14 protein-coding genes are annotated in these 19007 nt (G+C 31.5%); 5 read left to right on the forward strand and 9 right to left on the reverse strand.

Going from position 1 to position 19007, the window contains the following annotated elements; genetic code table 11:
* The first annotated feature begins 2 nt into the window (after positions 1 to 2).
* Positions 3 to 1487, forward strand: a complete 1485-nt coding sequence (locus V8G69_RS09620) for an ATP-binding protein (protein ID WP_394881649.1) — start codon at positions 3 to 5, stop codon at positions 1485 to 1487.
* A 60-nt stretch (positions 1488 to 1547) separates the two neighbouring features.
* Here V8G69_RS09620 and V8G69_RS09625 read toward each other — a convergent pair whose 3' ends face one another.
* Positions 1548 to 2036: a hypothetical protein gene (locus V8G69_RS09625; protein WP_394881650.1), complete on the reverse strand. Its 489-nt coding sequence runs from the start codon at positions 2034 to 2036 to the stop codon at positions 1548 to 1550.
* 284 nt (positions 2037 to 2320) lie between these two features.
* Here V8G69_RS09625 and aroC point away from each other — a divergent pair, with 284 nt between their 5' ends.
* From aroC to V8G69_RS09640, 3 genes are all read left to right on the forward strand, one after another.
* Positions 2321 to 3385: a chorismate synthase gene (gene aroC / locus V8G69_RS09630; RefSeq protein WP_394881652.1), complete on the forward strand. Its 1065-nt coding sequence runs from the start codon at positions 2321 to 2323 to the stop codon at positions 3383 to 3385.
* 88 nt (positions 3386 to 3473) lie between these two features.
* Positions 3474 to 4769 carry a dicarboxylate/amino acid:cation symporter gene (locus tag V8G69_RS09635; protein ID WP_394881653.1) on the forward strand — a complete coding sequence of 432 codons (1296 nt, stop codon included), beginning with the start codon at positions 3474 to 3476 and terminating at the stop codon, positions 4767 to 4769.
* A gap of 14 nt (positions 4770 to 4783) precedes the next feature.
* Positions 4784 to 5614, forward strand: a complete 831-nt coding sequence (locus tag V8G69_RS09640) for a sulfurtransferase (RefSeq protein WP_394881654.1) — start codon at positions 4784 to 4786, stop codon at positions 5612 to 5614.
* Position 5615: 1 nt separating this feature from the next.
* On the opposite strand, the gene V8G69_RS09645 is transcribed toward V8G69_RS09640, so the two are convergent.
* From V8G69_RS09645 to uvrA, 8 genes are all read right to left on the reverse strand, one after another.
* Positions 5616 to 6032, reverse strand: coding sequence for a thiol-disulfide oxidoreductase DCC family protein (locus V8G69_RS09645; protein ID WP_394881655.1), 417 nt, complete (start codon positions 6030 to 6032; stop codon positions 5616 to 5618).
* Positions 6029 to 8194, reverse strand: a complete 2166-nt coding sequence (locus tag V8G69_RS09650; RefSeq protein WP_394881656.1) for a DNA mismatch repair protein MutS — start codon at positions 8192 to 8194, stop codon at positions 6029 to 6031. The genes V8G69_RS09645 and V8G69_RS09650 overlap by 4 nt, the downstream gene beginning before the upstream one ends.
* A gap of 78 nt (positions 8195 to 8272) precedes the next feature.
* Positions 8273 to 8749, reverse strand: a complete 477-nt coding sequence (locus tag V8G69_RS09655) for a hypothetical protein (RefSeq protein WP_394881657.1) — start codon at positions 8747 to 8749, stop codon at positions 8273 to 8275.
* A 72-nt stretch (positions 8750 to 8821) separates the two neighbouring features.
* A complete protein-coding gene (locus V8G69_RS09660) occupies positions 8822 to 9205 on the reverse strand; it encodes a DoxX family protein (protein WP_394881658.1) in 384 nt (127 codons plus the stop codon).
* A 41-nt stretch (positions 9206 to 9246) separates the two neighbouring features.
* Positions 9247 to 11658 (reverse strand): thiamine pyrophosphate-dependent enzyme, encoded by a 2412-nt coding sequence (locus V8G69_RS09665; RefSeq protein ID WP_394881659.1) that lies wholly within the window; start codon positions 11656 to 11658, stop codon positions 9247 to 9249.
* Positions 11659 to 11830: 172 nt separating this feature from the next.
* On the reverse strand, positions 11831 to 14608 hold the full coding sequence (locus tag V8G69_RS09670; RefSeq protein WP_394881660.1) for a metalloprotease: 2778 nt from the start codon (positions 14606 to 14608) through the stop codon (positions 11831 to 11833).
* Between the two features lie 150 nt (positions 14609 to 14758).
* Positions 14759 to 15448 carry a TIGR00730 family Rossman fold protein gene (locus tag V8G69_RS09675; protein WP_394881661.1) on the reverse strand — a complete coding sequence of 230 codons (690 nt, stop codon included), beginning with the start codon at positions 15446 to 15448 and terminating at the stop codon, positions 14759 to 14761.
* A gap of 21 nt (positions 15449 to 15469) precedes the next feature.
* Positions 15470 to 18301, reverse strand: a complete 2832-nt coding sequence (gene uvrA / locus V8G69_RS09680) for an excinuclease ABC subunit UvrA (RefSeq protein WP_394881663.1) — start codon at positions 18299 to 18301, stop codon at positions 15470 to 15472.
* A gap of 101 nt (positions 18302 to 18402) precedes the next feature.
* On the opposite strand from uvrA, the gene V8G69_RS09685 reads away from it, so the two are divergent.
* Positions 18403 to 18927, forward strand: coding sequence for a hypothetical protein (locus tag V8G69_RS09685; RefSeq protein WP_394881664.1), 525 nt, complete (start codon positions 18403 to 18405; stop codon positions 18925 to 18927).
* Positions 18928 to 19007: the final 80 nt, after the last annotated feature.

The raw sequence follows: 19007 nt of genomic DNA on the forward strand, positions 1-19007 counted from the left end.
ATATGTTACTATCTAAAATAAAGGGGAATTTATTATTCTGGAAAATTACAGCAGTATTTACTACATTACTTATAGTGCTTGGTATTGTCTTCCTAATGATTGCTTCTCAACTATCAAAATCATATTATACAACGGCACATCAAAAGTTATATGGTGATCTTGCAGGCCATTTGGCCTCTTTTACCCAGCCTTTTAAAAACGGAAAACCAGATATTGCAGTTACACATGATATCATACACTCTACAATGGTTGCAAATCCAAGTGTTGAAATCTATTTGTTAGATACTATTGGAACTATTGTAGATTATGTTGTGCCAGACACTACCGTGCAAATGCACAAGGTAAATATGGAAAAGGTTAAACAATGGTTGAAAAGTGATGACATGAATCGACCAATGGGTGATAATCCTAAGCAACCAAATGAATCCAGTATATTTTCTGTTGCACCAGTTTATGAAACCGGACGATTAAGCGGCTATGTATATGCTGTACTTGCCAGCGAAAAACAAAAAGAAATACTTGAGTCATTGAACAACCAATTCTATGTAAGATTAGGTAGTTACATTTTTTTTAGTGCCTTGCTGATAGCATTTCTGATAGGAGTTGTCATTTTCTTTATAATGACCAATAGTATATCAAGAATAACCACTACCGTCAAACGATTTAAGGAAGGTGATTATTCAGCAAGGATCAATGAGCAGGATAAAGGAGATTTGGGAACGCTTAGTTCTACTTTTAATGATATGGCTGATGTAATAGTCGACAATTTTGATAAAATTACAGCAACCGACAAATATAGACAAGAACTAATAGCGAACATTTCACATGATTTGAGAACGCCACTTTCAATAATACAAGGATATTTGGAAACCTTAATGATAAAAAGGGATGATCTCTCTGAAGAAGACAAGAATAAATATCTCTCGATTATGCATGATAAAACCAAAAAACTTTCAGTTTTGGTTGATCAGCTATTTCAATATGCAAAATTAGAGGCTAATCTTGTTAAACCTGAAAAAGAACCTTTTCTTATCAATGAATTGGCCTCTGATATTTTAATGGCTTACAGATTTAAAGCCGATGAGAAGTCCATTGAATTAAACTTAGATTCACCTAGAAAATTACCAGCAGTATTTGCTGATATTGCTCTTACGGAAAGAGTTTTTCAAAATCTATTGGACAATGCTTTTAAATTTACACCTAATGGAGGTAGCATAACTATTAAATTGATGGAAACCAAAACCCATATTAAAATTCAGGTATCTGATACCGGTATAGGAATAGCTCCAGAAGAGATTACTCATATTTTTGAGAGACATAAACAGCTTGGTACGGAAAGTATTGCCAAAAAAGGAATGGGAATTGGCTTGGCCATTGTAAAAAAGATTTTAGAGTTACACCAAACACAAATTGATGTGTCAAGTAAACTTGGTGAAGGTACTATTTTTTGGTTTGACTTGCCCATTAGAGCCAGTATTGAAGCATAGGGTGTAATCAAAATAAAAAAAGCGCCTATGGCGCTTTTTATGTATAATTAATTCTTTTTTTTAGAACTGATAACGAATACCTAAGGCAATATCAAAGTCTAAATCATCATTATTTAAATTATCATTTCCAAAACCAAGTTCAGGTCTAAAATCTAAAGATAACATTAATGGAATATCAAAGTTGTATTCTATACCGATATCACCAGCTGCAAAGAAAAAGGTATCATTAATACCATCTAATGCTTTTTTCCCATCAAAAGAACCTAGTCCACCACCAGCACCAACATACCAATTGAAGTTGCCATCTAATGGAAACATCCATTGATATAAACCAGTAAGTTTAAATCCGTCATAGTCATTTCCATTTCTCCAACCTAAGTCTATTTCTAATCTGTTGACACTTCCCAAAGCGTGTTGGTATGATATTTCAGCACCATAACCATTACTGTCTCCAAGGCGTAAACCAATAGCGTTGTTAGAAATTTCTTGTGCATTTGATACTGTAGTAAAGCCAATAAAACCAATGGCTATTAAAAATAATTTTCTCATAAATTAAAATTTTTGTTTCTTGTTTATATACGAGATATTTTAAATAAAAGATTATTTTAAAAAAATATCTTAATCTCGTTAAACAAAAATAACACCAAAAATTAATTTTTATTTAAGTTTCAAACATATTTATAAACATTCTTTTTTCCTTATTTTGTTAATTGCTCATTTACAGTAATTAATAAGCTTTCTTAATCAAAAATAATCACAATTTTTAAGTATTTAGTAAATAACAATTTTTGTTTCTCTAATAATAGATTTACATTAGCAAAAAAATGTAATTTATGGCTGGAAATTCTTTTGGCAAACTATTTACTCTAACAACATACGGAGAATCTCACGGTCCTGCTTTAGGAGGCGTTATTGATGGTTGTCCTTCAGGAATTGAGTTAGATATTGAAGCTATCCAACATGATTTAGATAGAAGAAAACCAGGGCAATCTTCTATTGTAACACAACGTAAAGAACCAGATACTGTAAAATTTCACTCAGGTATTTTTGAAGGAAAAACAACAGGAATGTCCATCGGCTTTGTAATTGAAAACACCAACCAGAAGTCTCACGATTATTCACATATAAAAGATAGTTATAGACCAAGTCATGCAGATTATACCTATGATAAAAAATATGGTATTAGAGATTATCGAGGTGGTGGTAGAAGTTCTGCCAGAGAAACTGCCTGTAGAGTAGTTGCTGGAGCTATAGCAAAACAAATGCTGAAAGGAATTGAAATCAATGCATACGTTTCTGCAGTTGGTAACATGAAGCTTAATAAACCTTATACAGAACTTGATTTAACTCAAACAGAATCTAATATTGTAAGATGTCCTGATGCAAAAATGGCTTCAAAAATGGAAGCTTATATAAAAGAAGTTAGAAGCAAAGGAGATACAGTTGGTGGAATTGTTAGCTGTGTTATCAAAAATGTGCCGGTAGGTTTAGGGGAGCCGGTGTTTGATAAATTACATGCCGAATTAGGCAAAGCAATGCTATCAATCAATGCTGTAAAGGGCTTTGAGTATGGTAGCGGTTTTGAAGGAAGTACCATGTTTGGTAGCCAGCACAATGATGCCTTCAATTCAGATGGCACAACAAAAACAAACTATTCTGGTGGTATTCAAGGTGGTATAAGTAATGGTATGGATATTTATTTTAATGTAGCTTTTAAACCAGTGGCAACGCTAATCCAAAAATATGAAACCATCGATAAAGCTGGAAATATAGTAGAAATGCAAGGTAAAGGACGTCATGATCCGTGTGTGGTTCCTAGAGCGGTACCAATAGTTGAAGCCATGGCAGCATTGGTTATTGCAGATTTTTGGTTGCAAAATAAAGTAGCTCATTTGTAGCTATTTCCTGCTTTTCGCTATATCTTTTGCATAAATGCAAAAGGATGCCGCTGCAATCAGGGCTATAATAAAATTCAAAATAAAGTATATGAAGAAGCTTGCACTACATTGGAAAATATTATTAGGTATGGTTTTAGGGGTCATTCTAGGTTTTGTAATGACTTATTTTGATGGAGGTAAAGACATCATTCAAGATTGGATAAAACCTTTTGGGAATATTTTCATCAACTCACTTAAACTTATAGCAGTACCATTAATATTAGCATCACTGATAAAAGGTGTTTCAGATTTAAAGGATATATCTAAGCTCTCAAAAATGGGAGGAAGAACCATTGGAATTTATATTTTAACAACCGTGATAGCTGTTTCTATTGGACTAGTAATTGTAAATTTAGTTCAACCAGGCAAATCTATTTCAGAAGAAACCAGAATACAGTTGGTTTCAAGTTATGAAAGTGAAGCAGGCTCGAAAATTGCTGCTGCCGAAAAACAAAAAGAAGCAGGGCCATTACAAGCCTTGGAAGATTTAGTTCCAAGCAACATATTTAATGCTGCAAGTGATAATGGTAATATGTTACAAGTTATTTTCTTTGCCATATTTTTTGGTATTGGACTGATTTTAATCCCTGAAGAAAAATCTAAACCGGTAAAAGATTTTTTTGATGGCTTTAATGAAGTTATTTTAAAACTTATAGATATTATTATGTTGGCTGCTCCCTATGGAGTTTTTGCATTATTAGCAGCTTTGGTAGTAGAATCTCCGAGTACAGATTTGTTCAAAGCGCTAGGCTGGTATGCCTTTTGTGTTATTTTAGGTTTATTACTTATGATGGCAATTTATGGAGCTCTTGTTTATGTTTTTACAAAAAAAACTCCAAAATTTTTCTTTAATGGTATTGCACCAGCTCAATTATTAGCATTTTCTACCAGCAGTAGTGCAGCAACATTACCTGTTACAATGGAACGAGTTGAAGAACATTTAGGAGTAGATGAAGAAGTAACTAGTTTTGTATTGCCAATAGGTGCCACTATAAACATGGATGGTACAAGCTTATATCAAGCTGTAGCCGCGGTATTTATTGCTCAAGCATTTGGGTTGGATTTAAGTTTTAGTGTGCAATTAGGTATTATTGTTACAGCAACCTTGGCATCAATTGGAAGTGCTGCTGTACCTGGAGCGGGTATGGTAATGCTTGTAATTGTGTTGGCACAGGCCGGAATTCCTGAAGCTGGATTAGCTCTTATTTTTGCTATTGATAGACCTTTAGATATGTGCCGAACTACTGTAAATGTTACTGGAGATGCTGCAGTTTCAATGATTGTTGCTAAATCTGTTGGTAAGCTTGGAGAACCCAAAGTTAAAAACTGGGACGATAATCTTTAATTGAATATATTTTTATGGCACATTTGTCTATAAACGTACCTTTAGTTTCTGTAGAATGGCTTCATTCAAATTTAAACTCAGATAACCTTATTATCTTAGATGCTACTATAAAAAAAGTTGTAGGTGGAGATGATTCAAAATCAGAAGTTCAGATTCCTAATATACGTTTTTTTGATTTAAAGGAAGCTTTTAGTGATGCTTCTGCACCATTTCCAACTACGTTTCCATCTGAACAACAATTTACAAATTCAGCTCGAATACTTGGAATTAATAAAGACAGTGCTATTGTGGTTTATGATGATCAAGGTATTTATTCAAGTGCGAGAGTTTGGTGGTTATTTAAAGCGATGGGGCATGAGAATGTTGCGGTTTTAAATGGGGGTTTGCCAGATTGGATTAATTCAGGATTTGAAACAGAATCTAAAAATGAAAAGAAACTAAGTTCAGGAAATTTTGAAGCACATTACAAGCCAGAACTGATGAAATATTTTGATGATGTAAAAAAGGCATCTTCAGAAAAATCGCATATCATCATTGATGCACGTTCTGAAGCTAGATTTAAAAGTTTAGAAGCTGAACCTAGAAAAGGATTACGAAGTGGCACAATTCCAAATTCTGTGAACTTGCCTTTTGAAGATTTGTTGGATGGAAACCAATTACTGTCAAAAGAATCTATTGAAGCTAAATTTATAAAGCTGGCTAAAAAAGAAGATACTATTATTTTCTCTTGCGGTTCTGGAATTACCGCTTGTGTTTTGGCTTTAGGAGCAGACATTTCAGGATATAAAAATATTTCTGTTTATGATGGTTCCTGGACAGAATGGGGTAGTTTGGTTCCAGAATAATCTAATCTAAAAACTTACTTTTTAATTCAGGAGTTGGAATCATACATGATTCTTTTTTACCAAACCATATATATCTGTTTTTAGCAATATAGCCGTAAACCCAGTTACGAATAAAAGAAGGAACAATTAAAAACACACTTATTAAATTATTAGGAAAACCTAAATAATACGCAATTTTTAAGGCAGCCGTAGATTTATAATCAATACCATTTTCTTCAGTATAAAGCAATATAGAATCTGTTTTTTCAGTATTAACACCATACTTTTCAATTAAATTCTGTCCAAATTCACTTTGAATTGGAGCAAACCTGAACTTATCTTTTTTATCATTTTTAATAACATATAGAACTGATGAATTACAGAGATTACAGATACCATCAAATAATATAAGCTTTTTATCTTTTTCTAAACTTATCATTTCTTAGCTTCAACCAATTCCAACTGTTCTATACTTACATTGGTTGTAAACATGCCATAATTTACAACAGCTTTGTTTTTTTCTATTTTATCAATACTTCCAATAGCACGTCCATCTTCCATTCGCACACGATCGCCAACCTTTAATACAGGTTTTTGTTTTGGTAATTCAATTTTTTTCTCTTTGGCTTCTTTTTTCTTTTGCCTAATAACGGTAACAACTTTTTCTGCTTCTTGTTTAACTTGTTCTTCTTTGGCTTTTACAACTTTTTTCTCTTTAGCAGATACTTTTTTACGTTTGGAGTTTTCAATTTGGACTATTTTAAATAACTCAGACATAAGTTCACGTTTTTGCTTGTTTTCAAAATATTTTTCAGCAATATCATTTACTTTTTGCCCTAAATAAATAAGACGTTGATTACTATCATACAATTCTTGATAGCTTTCCAGTTTTTTCTGAATTTTAGCATTAATTTCTTCTAGTTTATCGGCTTCTTGAATTTTCTTCTTTTCATTTAATTTTAAAGATTCACCTGTTTTTTCAAGTTTTGAGCGTTCTTTTTGAAGTTTTGCAATGGTTTCATCAAAACGTACTTTACTGCGTTCAATCTTCTTTTTAGCACGATTTATTAAGCTAAAAGGTATGCCGTTTTTTTGAGCAACTTCAAATGTAAAAGAACTACCAGCTTGACCGATAACCAACTTGTATAGCGGTTCTAATGTTTTTTCATCAAAAAGCATATTGGCATTTACCATGTATGGCAGCTCATTGGCCAAAATTTTTAAGTTGGAATAATGTGTGGTGATAATTCCGAAAGCTTCACGATGATAAAATTCCTCCAGAAAGGTTTCCGCTAAGGCACCACCAAGTTCAGGATCACTTCCGGTTCCAAATTCATCAATTAAAAACAAGGTGTTTTTATTGCATTTCTTCAGAAAGTAATTCATTTGTTTTAATCGGTAACTATAGGTACTTAAATGATTTTCAATTGACTGGTTATCGCCAATATCACTTAAAATCCTATCGAATATGCACACTTTACTACGCTCATGAACTGGAATTAACAAACCACTTTGCAGCATGACTTGTAATAAACCTATTGTTTTTAGTGTGATACTTTTTCCTCCTGCATTAGGACCAGAAATTACAATAACACGTTTATCCTGGTTAAAATCAATGGATTGTGGAAATGTTGTTTTTTTGTTTTTTAAATTATTTAAATAGAGCAAAGGATGGTAGGCATCCCGAAGGAACATGTTTTTATCGTCAGAAATTTCCGGAAGAATTGCATGCATTGATTTTGCATATTTTGCCTTAGCCGCAATGATATCAATATCAATTAAAAAAGATTGTGAATCTGTTAACAAAGGAGAGAAAGGACGAATAAAATTGGTCAGTTCTTTTAAAATTCGAATAACTTCTTCTTTTTCTTCATACTCCAAATTATTAAGTTCGCGAGTAAACTGTAAAGTAGTTTCTGGTTCAATATAAACAATGCTTCCAGTTTTGCTTCCACCCATAATGGCACCTTTTACTTTACGTCTGTACATGGCTTTTACAGCCAGAACACGCTTGTTATCTACCACGGATTCCCTTATATCATCTAAATATTCAAGTTGGTGATAAGCATTTAATGCAGTCGCAAAGCTCTGATTTATCTTACCTTTTATTTTATTAATGGATTGCCTTAATTCAAGCAAAAGATTAGAAGCATCATCTTTTATATCTCCAAATCTATCAACAATAGTATCTGTTTTTTCAATGATTGCTTTTGAAACTTCAATATGAGAAGCAAATTGATTTAGTACTGGATAATACTCTTTAAATTTCTCCAGAAAAATAACAATCTCATTAGTTGTTAGCGAAATAGATACAATTTTTTTTAAGCTATGGACTTCAAGATAGGTGTTTTCAATCCGTAAGAGTTGAAGCTCTTTGGTAATAGCATCAAAACCATGATTGGGAATTCTATTGTTATTGTGAAAAGATGATAAATATTCATTGGTTAACTGCAAAGCAATCAATAGCTCTTCTTTAGTTTTAAAAGGAATTATTTGAAGTGCTTTTTCATTTCCTAAAACCGTAATACAATGCTCACTAACCTGATGTAAAACGGTAGAAAATTCTAAGTCCTGTAATGTTTTTTCGTGAATGTTTATCATTCGTTTTTTACAATCTTAATTTTAAGAATGTAAAGTTACATATTAAGTTATAAAAGTTAATATTTAAGAAAGAAAGTCTTAATCTTTTAGTTCATCAAGCATTAAATTATAATCGTATTGCAAGTCTTCATGAAGTGTTGAAACAATTTTTTTAATGAGAAGTATTTGTCTTTCAAAAATATTGGTAAGCGTTATGTTATTTTTTATTGAAGGTTTGAAGGTTTTTAGTTTTAAACAGAAATAAAGCAATAATTCAACTTCTGTTTCCTTTTTAAGAGAATAACGAGCGTATTTTTTTATGTTTCTTAATATTTTTCGAACACTTTTTTTAATGTAGAAATAGCTATTAATATTAATTAGTTCAAATTGTTCGTCAATTTCTTGTTGAACAGATTCAATATAACCGGTTTCGTCATGAGATTCAAAAAGTAAATAGGTGAGAAGCTCTTTATTTTCTTTTTTAAATTTTGATAATCGTAAGCATAAATCGGTTAGTTCTTCAGGAGAAAGTTGTTGCAATTCTTTTTTTATGGCTGCTACTGAAACTGCTTTCATTTAGTGCTTTAAAGTTTTTAATGCTTCCTTAAAATTCCTCAAACAATTATATATTTTTGCAATGAGACGTTATTAGGTATTATTCTTGCCATCTACAGAATATTTACCTGGGCCAGCAAGCAAAATGGCAACAAAAACCAACAAGAATAATAAAGCATGCTCTTTAGTGCCCAAATCATCTTTTGCATGTATTACAAAAGCAGCAACAGCCATAGTGATTGCCGATGGAATTGCAGCCCATTTAGTTTTAAAACCAATGATGATGAATATGGGGGCAACTACTTCTCCTATAAGAGTTAAAATTAAGGTAGCTGTATCTCCAATACCAAAGGGATCGGTAAACTTTACTGGGGTTTCAAACAACGTTTCAATTTTAGGTATACCATGTGTGAGCATAAAACCTCCAAAACCTAGGCGTAGTATTAATAAGGCTAAATTGTTAAAGTTATTTTTCATGGCTAGATAGCTTTAATTAGCAATTATTTAGTGAAAATGTATTATCTCAATTTAGGAAAATCGTTAGGACTCAATTCGTGCATTACACTGTAAACAGCTTCAAAAACATCTTCAACAGAAGGTTTTGAAAAATAATCGCCATCTGTTCCATAAGCTGGTCTATGAGCTTTTGCAGTTAATGTTTTTGGTTGGCTATCTAAAAACTCATAAGCATTTTGAGTATTTAAAATTTCATTTAAAATATAGGCTGAAGCTCCACCAGGCACATCTTCATCAATAACCATTACTCGATTTGTTTTAGCAATACTTTTTGCAATGTCATGATTGATATCAAAAGGAAGCAAGGATTGAATATCTATAACTTCAGCATCAATATCTACCAATTGCAATTCTTTTGCAGCTTGTTCAACAATTCGTAATGTAGAACCATAAGAAACCAATGTTATATCAGTACCTTGTTTAACGGTTTCTACAACACCAATAGGGGTTTTAAACTCACCAATATTACTAGGCATTTTTTCTTTAAGCCTATAACCGTTTAAGCATTCAATAACTAAAGCTGGTTCATCACCTTTTAAAAGTGTATTGTAGAAACCTGCCGCTTTAGCCATGTTTCTAGGTACTAATACATGAATGCCACGAACTAAATTTAGAATACCGCCTAATTGTGAACCAGAATGCCAAATACCTTCTAGTCGATGACCACGAGTTCTTATAATAAGTGGCGCTTTTTGCCGACCTTTGGTTCTATAATGTAAAGTAGCCAAATCATCACTAATTATTTGAAGAGCATACATTAAATAATCTAAATATTGAATTTCGGCAATTGGTCTTAAACCTCTCATAGCCATTCCAATACCTTGACCTATAATAGTTGCTTCTCGAATCCCAGTGTCTGAAACTCTCAAATCACCATATTTTTCTTGTAAACCTTCCAATCCTTGGTTTACATCGCCTATATAACCAGTGTCTTCTCCAAATATTAAGGCTTCTGGATAGTTGTTAAAAATATAATCAAAGTTATCTCTAATAATAATTCTTCCATCAACTAAAGTAGCATCTACATCATAAATTGGTTTTACCTCATTGATTTTAACAGCAGATTTATCTGATTCAGAATATAAATGAGAACTAAATTTTTCTTGTACTTCTTTAGAATTTTTGTTTATCCAATTGATAAGATTTTGTTTTTCAATTGAATTGTCTGAAATGTTATGATGTAAAATTCTTCTAGCAGTTGACAAGACATCTTTTCTAGTTGGTTCTTCAAGAGCTAGTAAACTATTTTTTGCTTTTAGTATAGATTCAGAATTTGGACAGTTTGTTGCTAAGCGAGTTAAAATTGCTGCAAGTTCTATTCTGTCTTTAAGTATAGGAGCTAAAAAAGCGTCCCAAGCCCTTTTTTTACCATCTCTAACCTCTCTTTTAATAGTTCTTTCTATTTCAGATAAAGCTTCATTACTGGCAATACCAGTTTCTATCATCCATGAACGCATTTTAAGGTTGCAATCATGATCAAGCTCCCAATTTAAGCGATTCTTATTTTTATAACGTTCATGAGAACCAGAAGTTGAATGCCCTTGAGGTTGTGTTAATTCTGTAACATGAATTAAAACAGGCACATGCTCTTCGCGAGCTATTGAAGCAGCTTCTTGGTAGGTTTCGATTAAATTAGCATAATCCCATCCTTTTACTCGAAGTATTTCGTATCCATTACCATTGCTATCGCGTTGAAATCCTTTTAATATTTCAGAGATATTTTCTTTTGACGTTTGATGTCTCGCATGTACAGAAATTCCATATTCATCATCCCAAACACTTATAATCATAGGTACTTGCAATACACCAGCAGCGTTAATTGTTTCAAAAAATAAACCTTCACTAGTACTTGCATTTCCAATAGTTCCCCACGCAACTTCATTACCATTTATTGAAAAATTTGTAGTATCAATTCCTTGTACATTTCTGAAAATTTTTGAAGCCTGTGCCAAACCAAGTAACCTTGGCATTTGACCAGCAGTAGGAGAGATGTCAGAACTAGAATTATATTGTTTAGTTAAGTCTTTCCAATTCCCATTTTCATCTAAACTGTGTGTGGTGAAATGACCTCCCATTTGACGACCAGCCGACATAGGCTCTTTAGTTAAGTCTGTATCTGCATATAAACCTGCGAAAAATTGTTCAATGGTTAATTCACCCAAAGCCATCATGAAAGTTTGATCGCGATAATAACCAGAACGAAAATCACCTTTTAAAAAGGCTTTAGCCATAGCTAATTGAGGAACTTCTTTACCATCGCCAAAAATACCAAATTTTGCTTTTCCTGTTAAAACTTCACGTCTTCCTAATAAACTACATTCACGGCTTGTTACCGCAATTTTATAGTCGTTTAAAACTTCAGTTTTAAAATCCTCAAATGACATGTTATTTTTCAAATCTGGTAGTGGTTGCATGCAAATTAGCTTTCAGGTTCGACAAATTTAGTTAAAGTTTACGGTTCTCGCAATAATAATGAACCATTGGGTTTGAAGAATTCTTATTTCTTCAATTTTTTTATTAATTTTTATTGATAATTATCTAATAATATTTAAAATACTTAATAAAAACCTTAAAAAATTAACATAATTAATACCAACGTCTTCTAAACAATCCAAATAAAGATTTTGGGTCTACTGTAAATTTAAACCTTATTTTTTGGTCATAATTTGGTTGACCTATTTCCCATCCAAGATTTGAGTAAATTGGAAAATAAATTTCAAAATAATCTGTTACTAAGTTAATTCGAATACCAGAATCATACACAAATTTTGCGTTGCTATATTTGTTTTTTACTAAACCAATGTCTGTATAAGCTAAAACATACTTCCATAAAGTGGTGCTTGTGTTAATGCTAGATATCCATTGATTTGCAAAAGCTGGTTGCAATTTTGATTTAAATCCGCCTTCTGCATCAATATATTGTTGACTAAAAATACCAGTAGATTCTGAGCGTCCTAAATATGCGTAATCAAACAAATAATCGGTTGGTCTATCTAAAGCATAACTAAAATAATCTGAGTCGGCATTGTTTGTGTTGCTTAAAAAAGCTCCTGTAAAAAGTCTTAAATTTAATTGTCTGTTATTTTCGTATAAGCGTCTAAACTCATAATCAAAAGAGAGTTTTGTGAATGTTTTTCCAACTTGAAAATCGGCATACCAACTATTAAATTTTATTAAATTATCATTGGAATCTACATACCTTATATTAAAAACACTATAATTAGGTTCTGAAGTGTTTAAGACATTTAAATCTTTATCACGGTTTATATCCAAATATCTTAAAAATAAGGCTTCTTTTTTATTAGAACGAAAATCGTCATCTTGTCTAAAGAAAAAAGAAAGGTATGGGGTTATTTGTCTAACAAATAAGCCTGGAGCATATGATTCATAACTTGATCTCAATCCATAATCAATAGAATATAGATTGCTGTTTTCAATATCATGGATATTAAAAATGTTTACTCTACCTGTTATTGATTTAGATTTTAGAGAGTATTTAGGTTCAATTTTGTAATTAAAATGTTTCCTTAAAAGGGTTTTGTTATATGTTTTAATTCCTAAAGTTAAACCATCATAAATATTATTATACTCAATTATTGGCATAAAAAATACTTGGTTATAATTAGGGTCTTCAAAGTCCTTAAACAATCTAAATTGCAAAGGTTTGTTATTAAAAAAGAAGCCTTTTAAAGATTTCCAATTGTCTCTTAAATTAGTCTCAGGTATTATGTTTTCATAATTAAGAACTAATTTATTGGCATCATTTTTTGGGATTGTTATGGTTTTGCTTTTTGATACATTTTCAATCCATGTTTTTGATACAATTTCATCATTATTTAAAGCATATAATGATATTGGCATATTATTATTTACTTTATTTTTAATGGTAAGTGTAACAGAATCTTCGCTTTTTATAACATTCTTAATTTTAAAATCTATTTTTTTTCTTGTTGTTAAATAATCATCGAAAAACCAATCTAAATCTTTATTGGTTTTAGTTTTTAAAAAGGTTTCAAAGCTTTCTGCTTTGGTTATTTTAATTTTATTTTCAGATAAATAAGATTTTATGGTGTTTTCTAAAATATTTGAATTAATAAAATCATCAAGGTATTTTAAACCAATACCAGCTTTGTATTTATTGGCAATACTTTTATTGAATTTTAATAAAGAATCCTTGGCCATTGTAAGTGGTTGATCTCTATTTGTTCTTGCCATGAGCATATATGCAAGAATGTACTTGTCGTTAAAATCTAAATCGGCGGCATGAAAAGAACGAATTCCCCAAACATCAGCTATATTGCCCAAAAACTTCATGTTTGGATAATTTATTTCGACATACTTCATTAAAAAATAAATTTGTAAACCATCAAGAAGCCATTGTTCTTTTCTTGGGTTTACTAAAAGTGTATTTTCTAAATAATTATATAAAGCAATTTTTAAAAGTTTTAATTCATATTGAAAATTTTCAGGGTACGGATGAATAAATTTTGGTAAAAAATTTAATCCGTAAATAGGGTCTTTTAAATAATCAATGTTCGTTAGTAAAAGTTTTTCGTGAGGATAGTCTCCAAGGTTTTCAAAAATAAATTTTGTTATTTTTTCTGTTATTAGAACTTTGTCAATAACTGCTAAATTGGCATCATCAATATTAGAAATAAGAGAAAAATTATCAGCTTCAATGGTGTTGAAATCTGGAGCTTTACTTAAAAATAATTTATTATTAACTCTATTGTTTCCTGTTAATGTAATAGTTTGATTAATAGAATTTTGAACCACATTACTTGTATTTAATTCTGAAGTAACTGTATATTCTTTTGGGCACACTATTTCTAAAGATATATTGGCATTAGGTATGTATAAATCATCTAAATCTTTATTGCTGTAATATTGCCATTCTCCATCATAAACTGCTGGGGTAATGTACCAATATCTTAAATTAATATCGCCAGTTGGACTAATACCATAACTTGTAAATTTATCATTTGGGATTTGTACTATATATGAAAGATTAATCTTGTATGATTCATTAGGTTGCAAAGGAGTTTTTAACTCTACTTTAATAACATCTAATTGACCGGGAAGTGTTTCATAAAATAAATCTTCTTGATTTTGTTTTATTGATGTAACAACAGAATATCCTCTGTCTTCATTTTTTGCAAGATGAAATTCATTTTTGTATTCATCGGCCATTCTAGTAGCCAAAGGTGTTTTTTTTGTTGAATAGCTATTACTCCAATCATTTAAATAGATTGTCTTTAACACATCGTTAGAGGTGTTTTTATACTCAATACTTTGAGATATAGCAATTTGCTTTTTTTCAATATTAAATACAGCCCTTAGGTCAATTTTGTTTTGACCGAACATACTAAAGCATAAAAAGCTTAATAGCGAAAAGCTTAATAATTTGAATTTCAATTTATTTAATAAACATTAAGGTTAATAGCTTTGGTAGGTTGGTTCGTCAATATAGTAAATTTATAATTTGTTTATGTAACATTTAAAAAGGAATAAATACTAAAAATTTGGACTAAAATCTGATTCTTTATAAAATGCATCTAAAATCTCAATCACTTCATTTTCAGTGTCTACTATGTGGATTAAATCTAAATCTTTCTCACTTATATTACCAAATTCTTTTAAAAGTTTTTGTTTAACCCAATCAAAAAGACCTTCCCAAAATTCTTTACCGACCAAAATAATGGGAAATTTTTCAATTTTATGAGTTTGTATTAGTGTGATGGCTTCAAATAATTCATCAAGAGTTCCAAAACCTCCTGGCATTACAACAAAGCCTTGTGAATATTTAACAAACATAACTTTTCTAACGAAGAAATAATCAAAATCAAGACTTTTATCACTATCAATATAAGGATTGTCATGTTGTTCAAAAGGTAATTCAATATTTAAACCTACTGATGTTCCTCCACCCAAATGAGCTCCTTTATTACCAGCTTCCATGATACCTGGACCGCCACCGGTTATTACACCATAACCAGATTCTACAATTTTTTTAGCTATTTTTTCTGCTAATTGATAATACTTGTTATCAGGTTTGGTTCTTGCTGATCCAAAAATTGATACACAAGGACCAATTTTACTCATTTTTTCAAACCCACTTACAAACTCGCCCATGATTTTAAAAATAGCCCATGAGTCGTTTGTTTTTATTTCATTCCATCCTTTTGGATGTAGTTCTTGTCTCATATAAAAATTATTTAAAACTTGCTAATTTAATTCTTTTTTAAGGAACTGTGCTGTATAGCTTTTTTTGTGCTTAATTACTTCTTCTGGAGTGCCTTCTACAATAATTTGTCCGCCACCTTTTCCGCCTTCATATCCAATATCAATAATATGGTCAACGGTTTTTATAACATCTAAATTGTGTTCAATAATTAAAACGGTATTTCCTTTGTCAACCAATTTATTTAATACATGCATTAACACTCTAATATCTTCAAAATGTAAACCTGTAGTAGGTTCATCTAAAATATAAAAGGTATTTCCTGTGTCTCGTTTACTTAACTCTGTGGCTAACTTGATTCGTTGCGCTTCTCCACCAGAAAGGGTAGTACTTTGTTGACCTAATGTAATATACCCTAAACCAACATCTTCTATAGTTTTTAGTTTATTATGTATTTTAGGAATATGCTCGAAAAATTCAACGGCATCACTAATAGTCATGTCTAAAACGTCGCTGATAGATTTTCCTTTGTAGCGAATTTCAAGGGTTTCTCTATTAAATCTTTTGCCTTGGCATGTTTCACATTCCACATAAACATCCGGAAGGAAATTCATTTCTATCACTCGTAAACCTCCTCCTTGACATGTTTCACAACGTCCTCCAGCTACATTAAAACTAAATCTACCGGCTTTATAACCACGAATCATGGCCTCAGGTATTTTAGCAAACAGACTTCTTATTTCACTAAATGTTCCGGTGTAAGTTACAGGATTACTTCTTGGAGTTCTTCCAATTGGGGATTGGTTTACATCAATAACTTTATCGATATGTTTTAAACCGTCAATACTTTTATAAGGCATTGGTTTTTTTACACCATTAAAATAATGGGCATTTAAAATAGGATAAAGGGTTTCGTTTATTAAAGTGGATTTACCACTTCCAGACACGCCTGTTACTCCAATCATTTTTCCTAAAGGAAAAGATACGGATACATTTTTTAAATTATTCCCGGTGCAACCTTTTAGAGAGATGGCATTTCCATTTCCTTTTCTGCGTTTTTTTGGGATTTCTATTTTTTTAGTTCCGTTTAGGTAATCTGCTGTTAGTGTGTGATGTGTTTTTAACTCATCTGGTGTACCAATACTAATAATTTCACCTCCATGTTTTCCTGCTTTCGGGCCAATATCAATTACATAATCTGCACGCTCAATCATGTCTTTGTCGTGCTCTACAACGATGACAGAATTGCCAATATCCCTTAAAGAAATAAGTGAATCGATAAGTTTTTCATTATCGCGCTGATGCAATCCAATGCTTGGTTCATCTAAAATATAGAGTACACCAACCAGTTGAGAACCAATTTGAGTTGCCAAACGAATGCGTTGTGCTTCACCGCCAGACAATGATTTTGAACTTCTGTTTAAGGTTAAGTAGTTTAATCCAACATCTAATAAAAACTTCAATCTCGCATTAATCTCTTTAATGATTTCTTCTGAAATTTTGAACTGTTTTTCAGATAGATGGTTATGTAAATCATGAAACCATTTAGAGAGTTCAATAATATCTGTGTTAGCTAAATCAGCAATATTTTTATCATTAACTTTAAAATATAATGATTCTTTTTTAAGTCTTGAACCATTGCATTCTGGACAAATAATTTTATCCATATAATCTTTGGCCCATCTTTTTAAAGAAGTCGATTCGGCTGTTTTGTATTGGTTTTCAATAAAATTAGCAACGCCTTCAAAATCAATTTTATAATCTCTGGTTACACCTAAAATTTTACTTTCAACTGAAAATTTTTCGTTGCCACCATATAAAATCATATGTTTAGCTTCTTGTGGAATACTTTTATAAGAGTCGGTTAATTTAAAATTAAAGCGTTGTGCTATAATTTCAAGTTGTTTAAATATCCAGCTATTTTTTTCTGGTCCATGTGGTGCTAAAGCACCATTTTTTATAGATAACGAATCGTCTGGAACAATTTTTCTTTCATTCACTTGATGCAAGGAACCAATACCATTACAATTTGGGCAAGCACCTTTTGGGGAGTTAAACGAAAAATTATTTGGTTCGGGATTAGGGTAAGAAATACCAGAAGAAGGACACATTAAATTCCTGCTAAAATACCTTGTTTCCTTAGAGTCTTGATCTATAACCATTAAAACATCTTCACCATGATACATGGCCGTATTGATAGACTCATTTAAACGTTTGTCATTTTCATTCGAGTCATCAATAACTAATCTGTCAATTACAATTTCAATGTCATGTGTTTTGTACCTGTCTAGTTTCATGCCCTTGGTGAGATCATGAATTTCTCCATCGGTTCTAACTTTTACAAAACCTTGTTTTGCAATTTGCTCAAATAACTCTCTGTAATGTCCTTTTCGTGAACGAACTACTGGAGCCAATATGTTAATACGTTTGCCTTTAAAATTGCTTATAATAAGCTCTTTAATTTGAGCATCATTATAACTTACCATCTTTTCGCCCGTATTATAGCTATAAGCATCAGATGCACGAGCATATAATAAACGTAAAAAGTCGTATATTTCTGTAATGGTACCAACTGTAGAACGCGGTGATTTACTGGTTGTTTTTTGCTCAATAGCAATTACTGGCGAAAGGCCATCAATTTTATCGACATCTGGTCGCTCTAAACCCCCTAAAAATTGTCTGGCATACGCAGAAAAGGTTTCAATATAACGTCGCTGTCCTTCAGCATAAATGGTATCAAAAGCCAATGATGATTTGCCACTTCCAGATAAGCCAGTAATAACAACCAGCTTTTCTCTTGGAATTGTAACATCAATATTTTTAAGGTTGTGTACACGTGCACCTTGTACCTCAATACAATCATCAAATTGGCTCATAAATTCGCAAAAGTGCAAAGTTACAATTTTAGTGCTAATTTTTAATTGTCAATACTGTTAGATTTATTATAATTGTTATGTGAAATTAATTAAAGGTAAATATGAAACTACTAGGAATAGGTTCTCGAATTAATCATTCAGAATATGGAAAAGGAGTAATCACAAATGTATCTTCTAAGCATTATTGGGTGACTTTTATTGAAAACGGATTAGAAACCATTGATTTAGACAGTGAGTTTGAAATTATTGAATCTGCTGAAAATGAAGTTGATACCGTTAGTTTTTTTGATGTAGAAAGAAGTCTTACAGAAATATTGAAAAAATGGAGTGATGTGACTGAAATTGTTCCAATTGCTGATAAATGGAAAGGAGGGAAGTTAATTCTCGAACCTGGAGATACCAGCTTAAAGGCAAGTGAAATTCCAATTGACACTTTTTTTCATAAAATTACTATGGTGCGTGACCGTTTGAGAGTAATGGAACAAAAAATAAACTCGAGTAATTTAGATGAACAGGAAAAGATAGATTTGCAACAATACATTACTAGAAGTTATGGTAGTTTAACAACCTTTAATGTGTTGTTCAAATTAAAAACACAGCAATTTGTTGGGCAAAAATCAAGTTAAACTATCTATTGTTAGTCATGTCGAACATGATGGGACATCACATAGGTAGTTAACTTTTACTGTGTTTATGCATTAATGTT

Origin of the sequence: Gaetbulibacter sp. M235, assembly GCF_043876835.1 — a bacterium.
GTDB lineage: Bacteria > Bacteroidota > Bacteroidia > Flavobacteriales > Flavobacteriaceae > Yeosuana.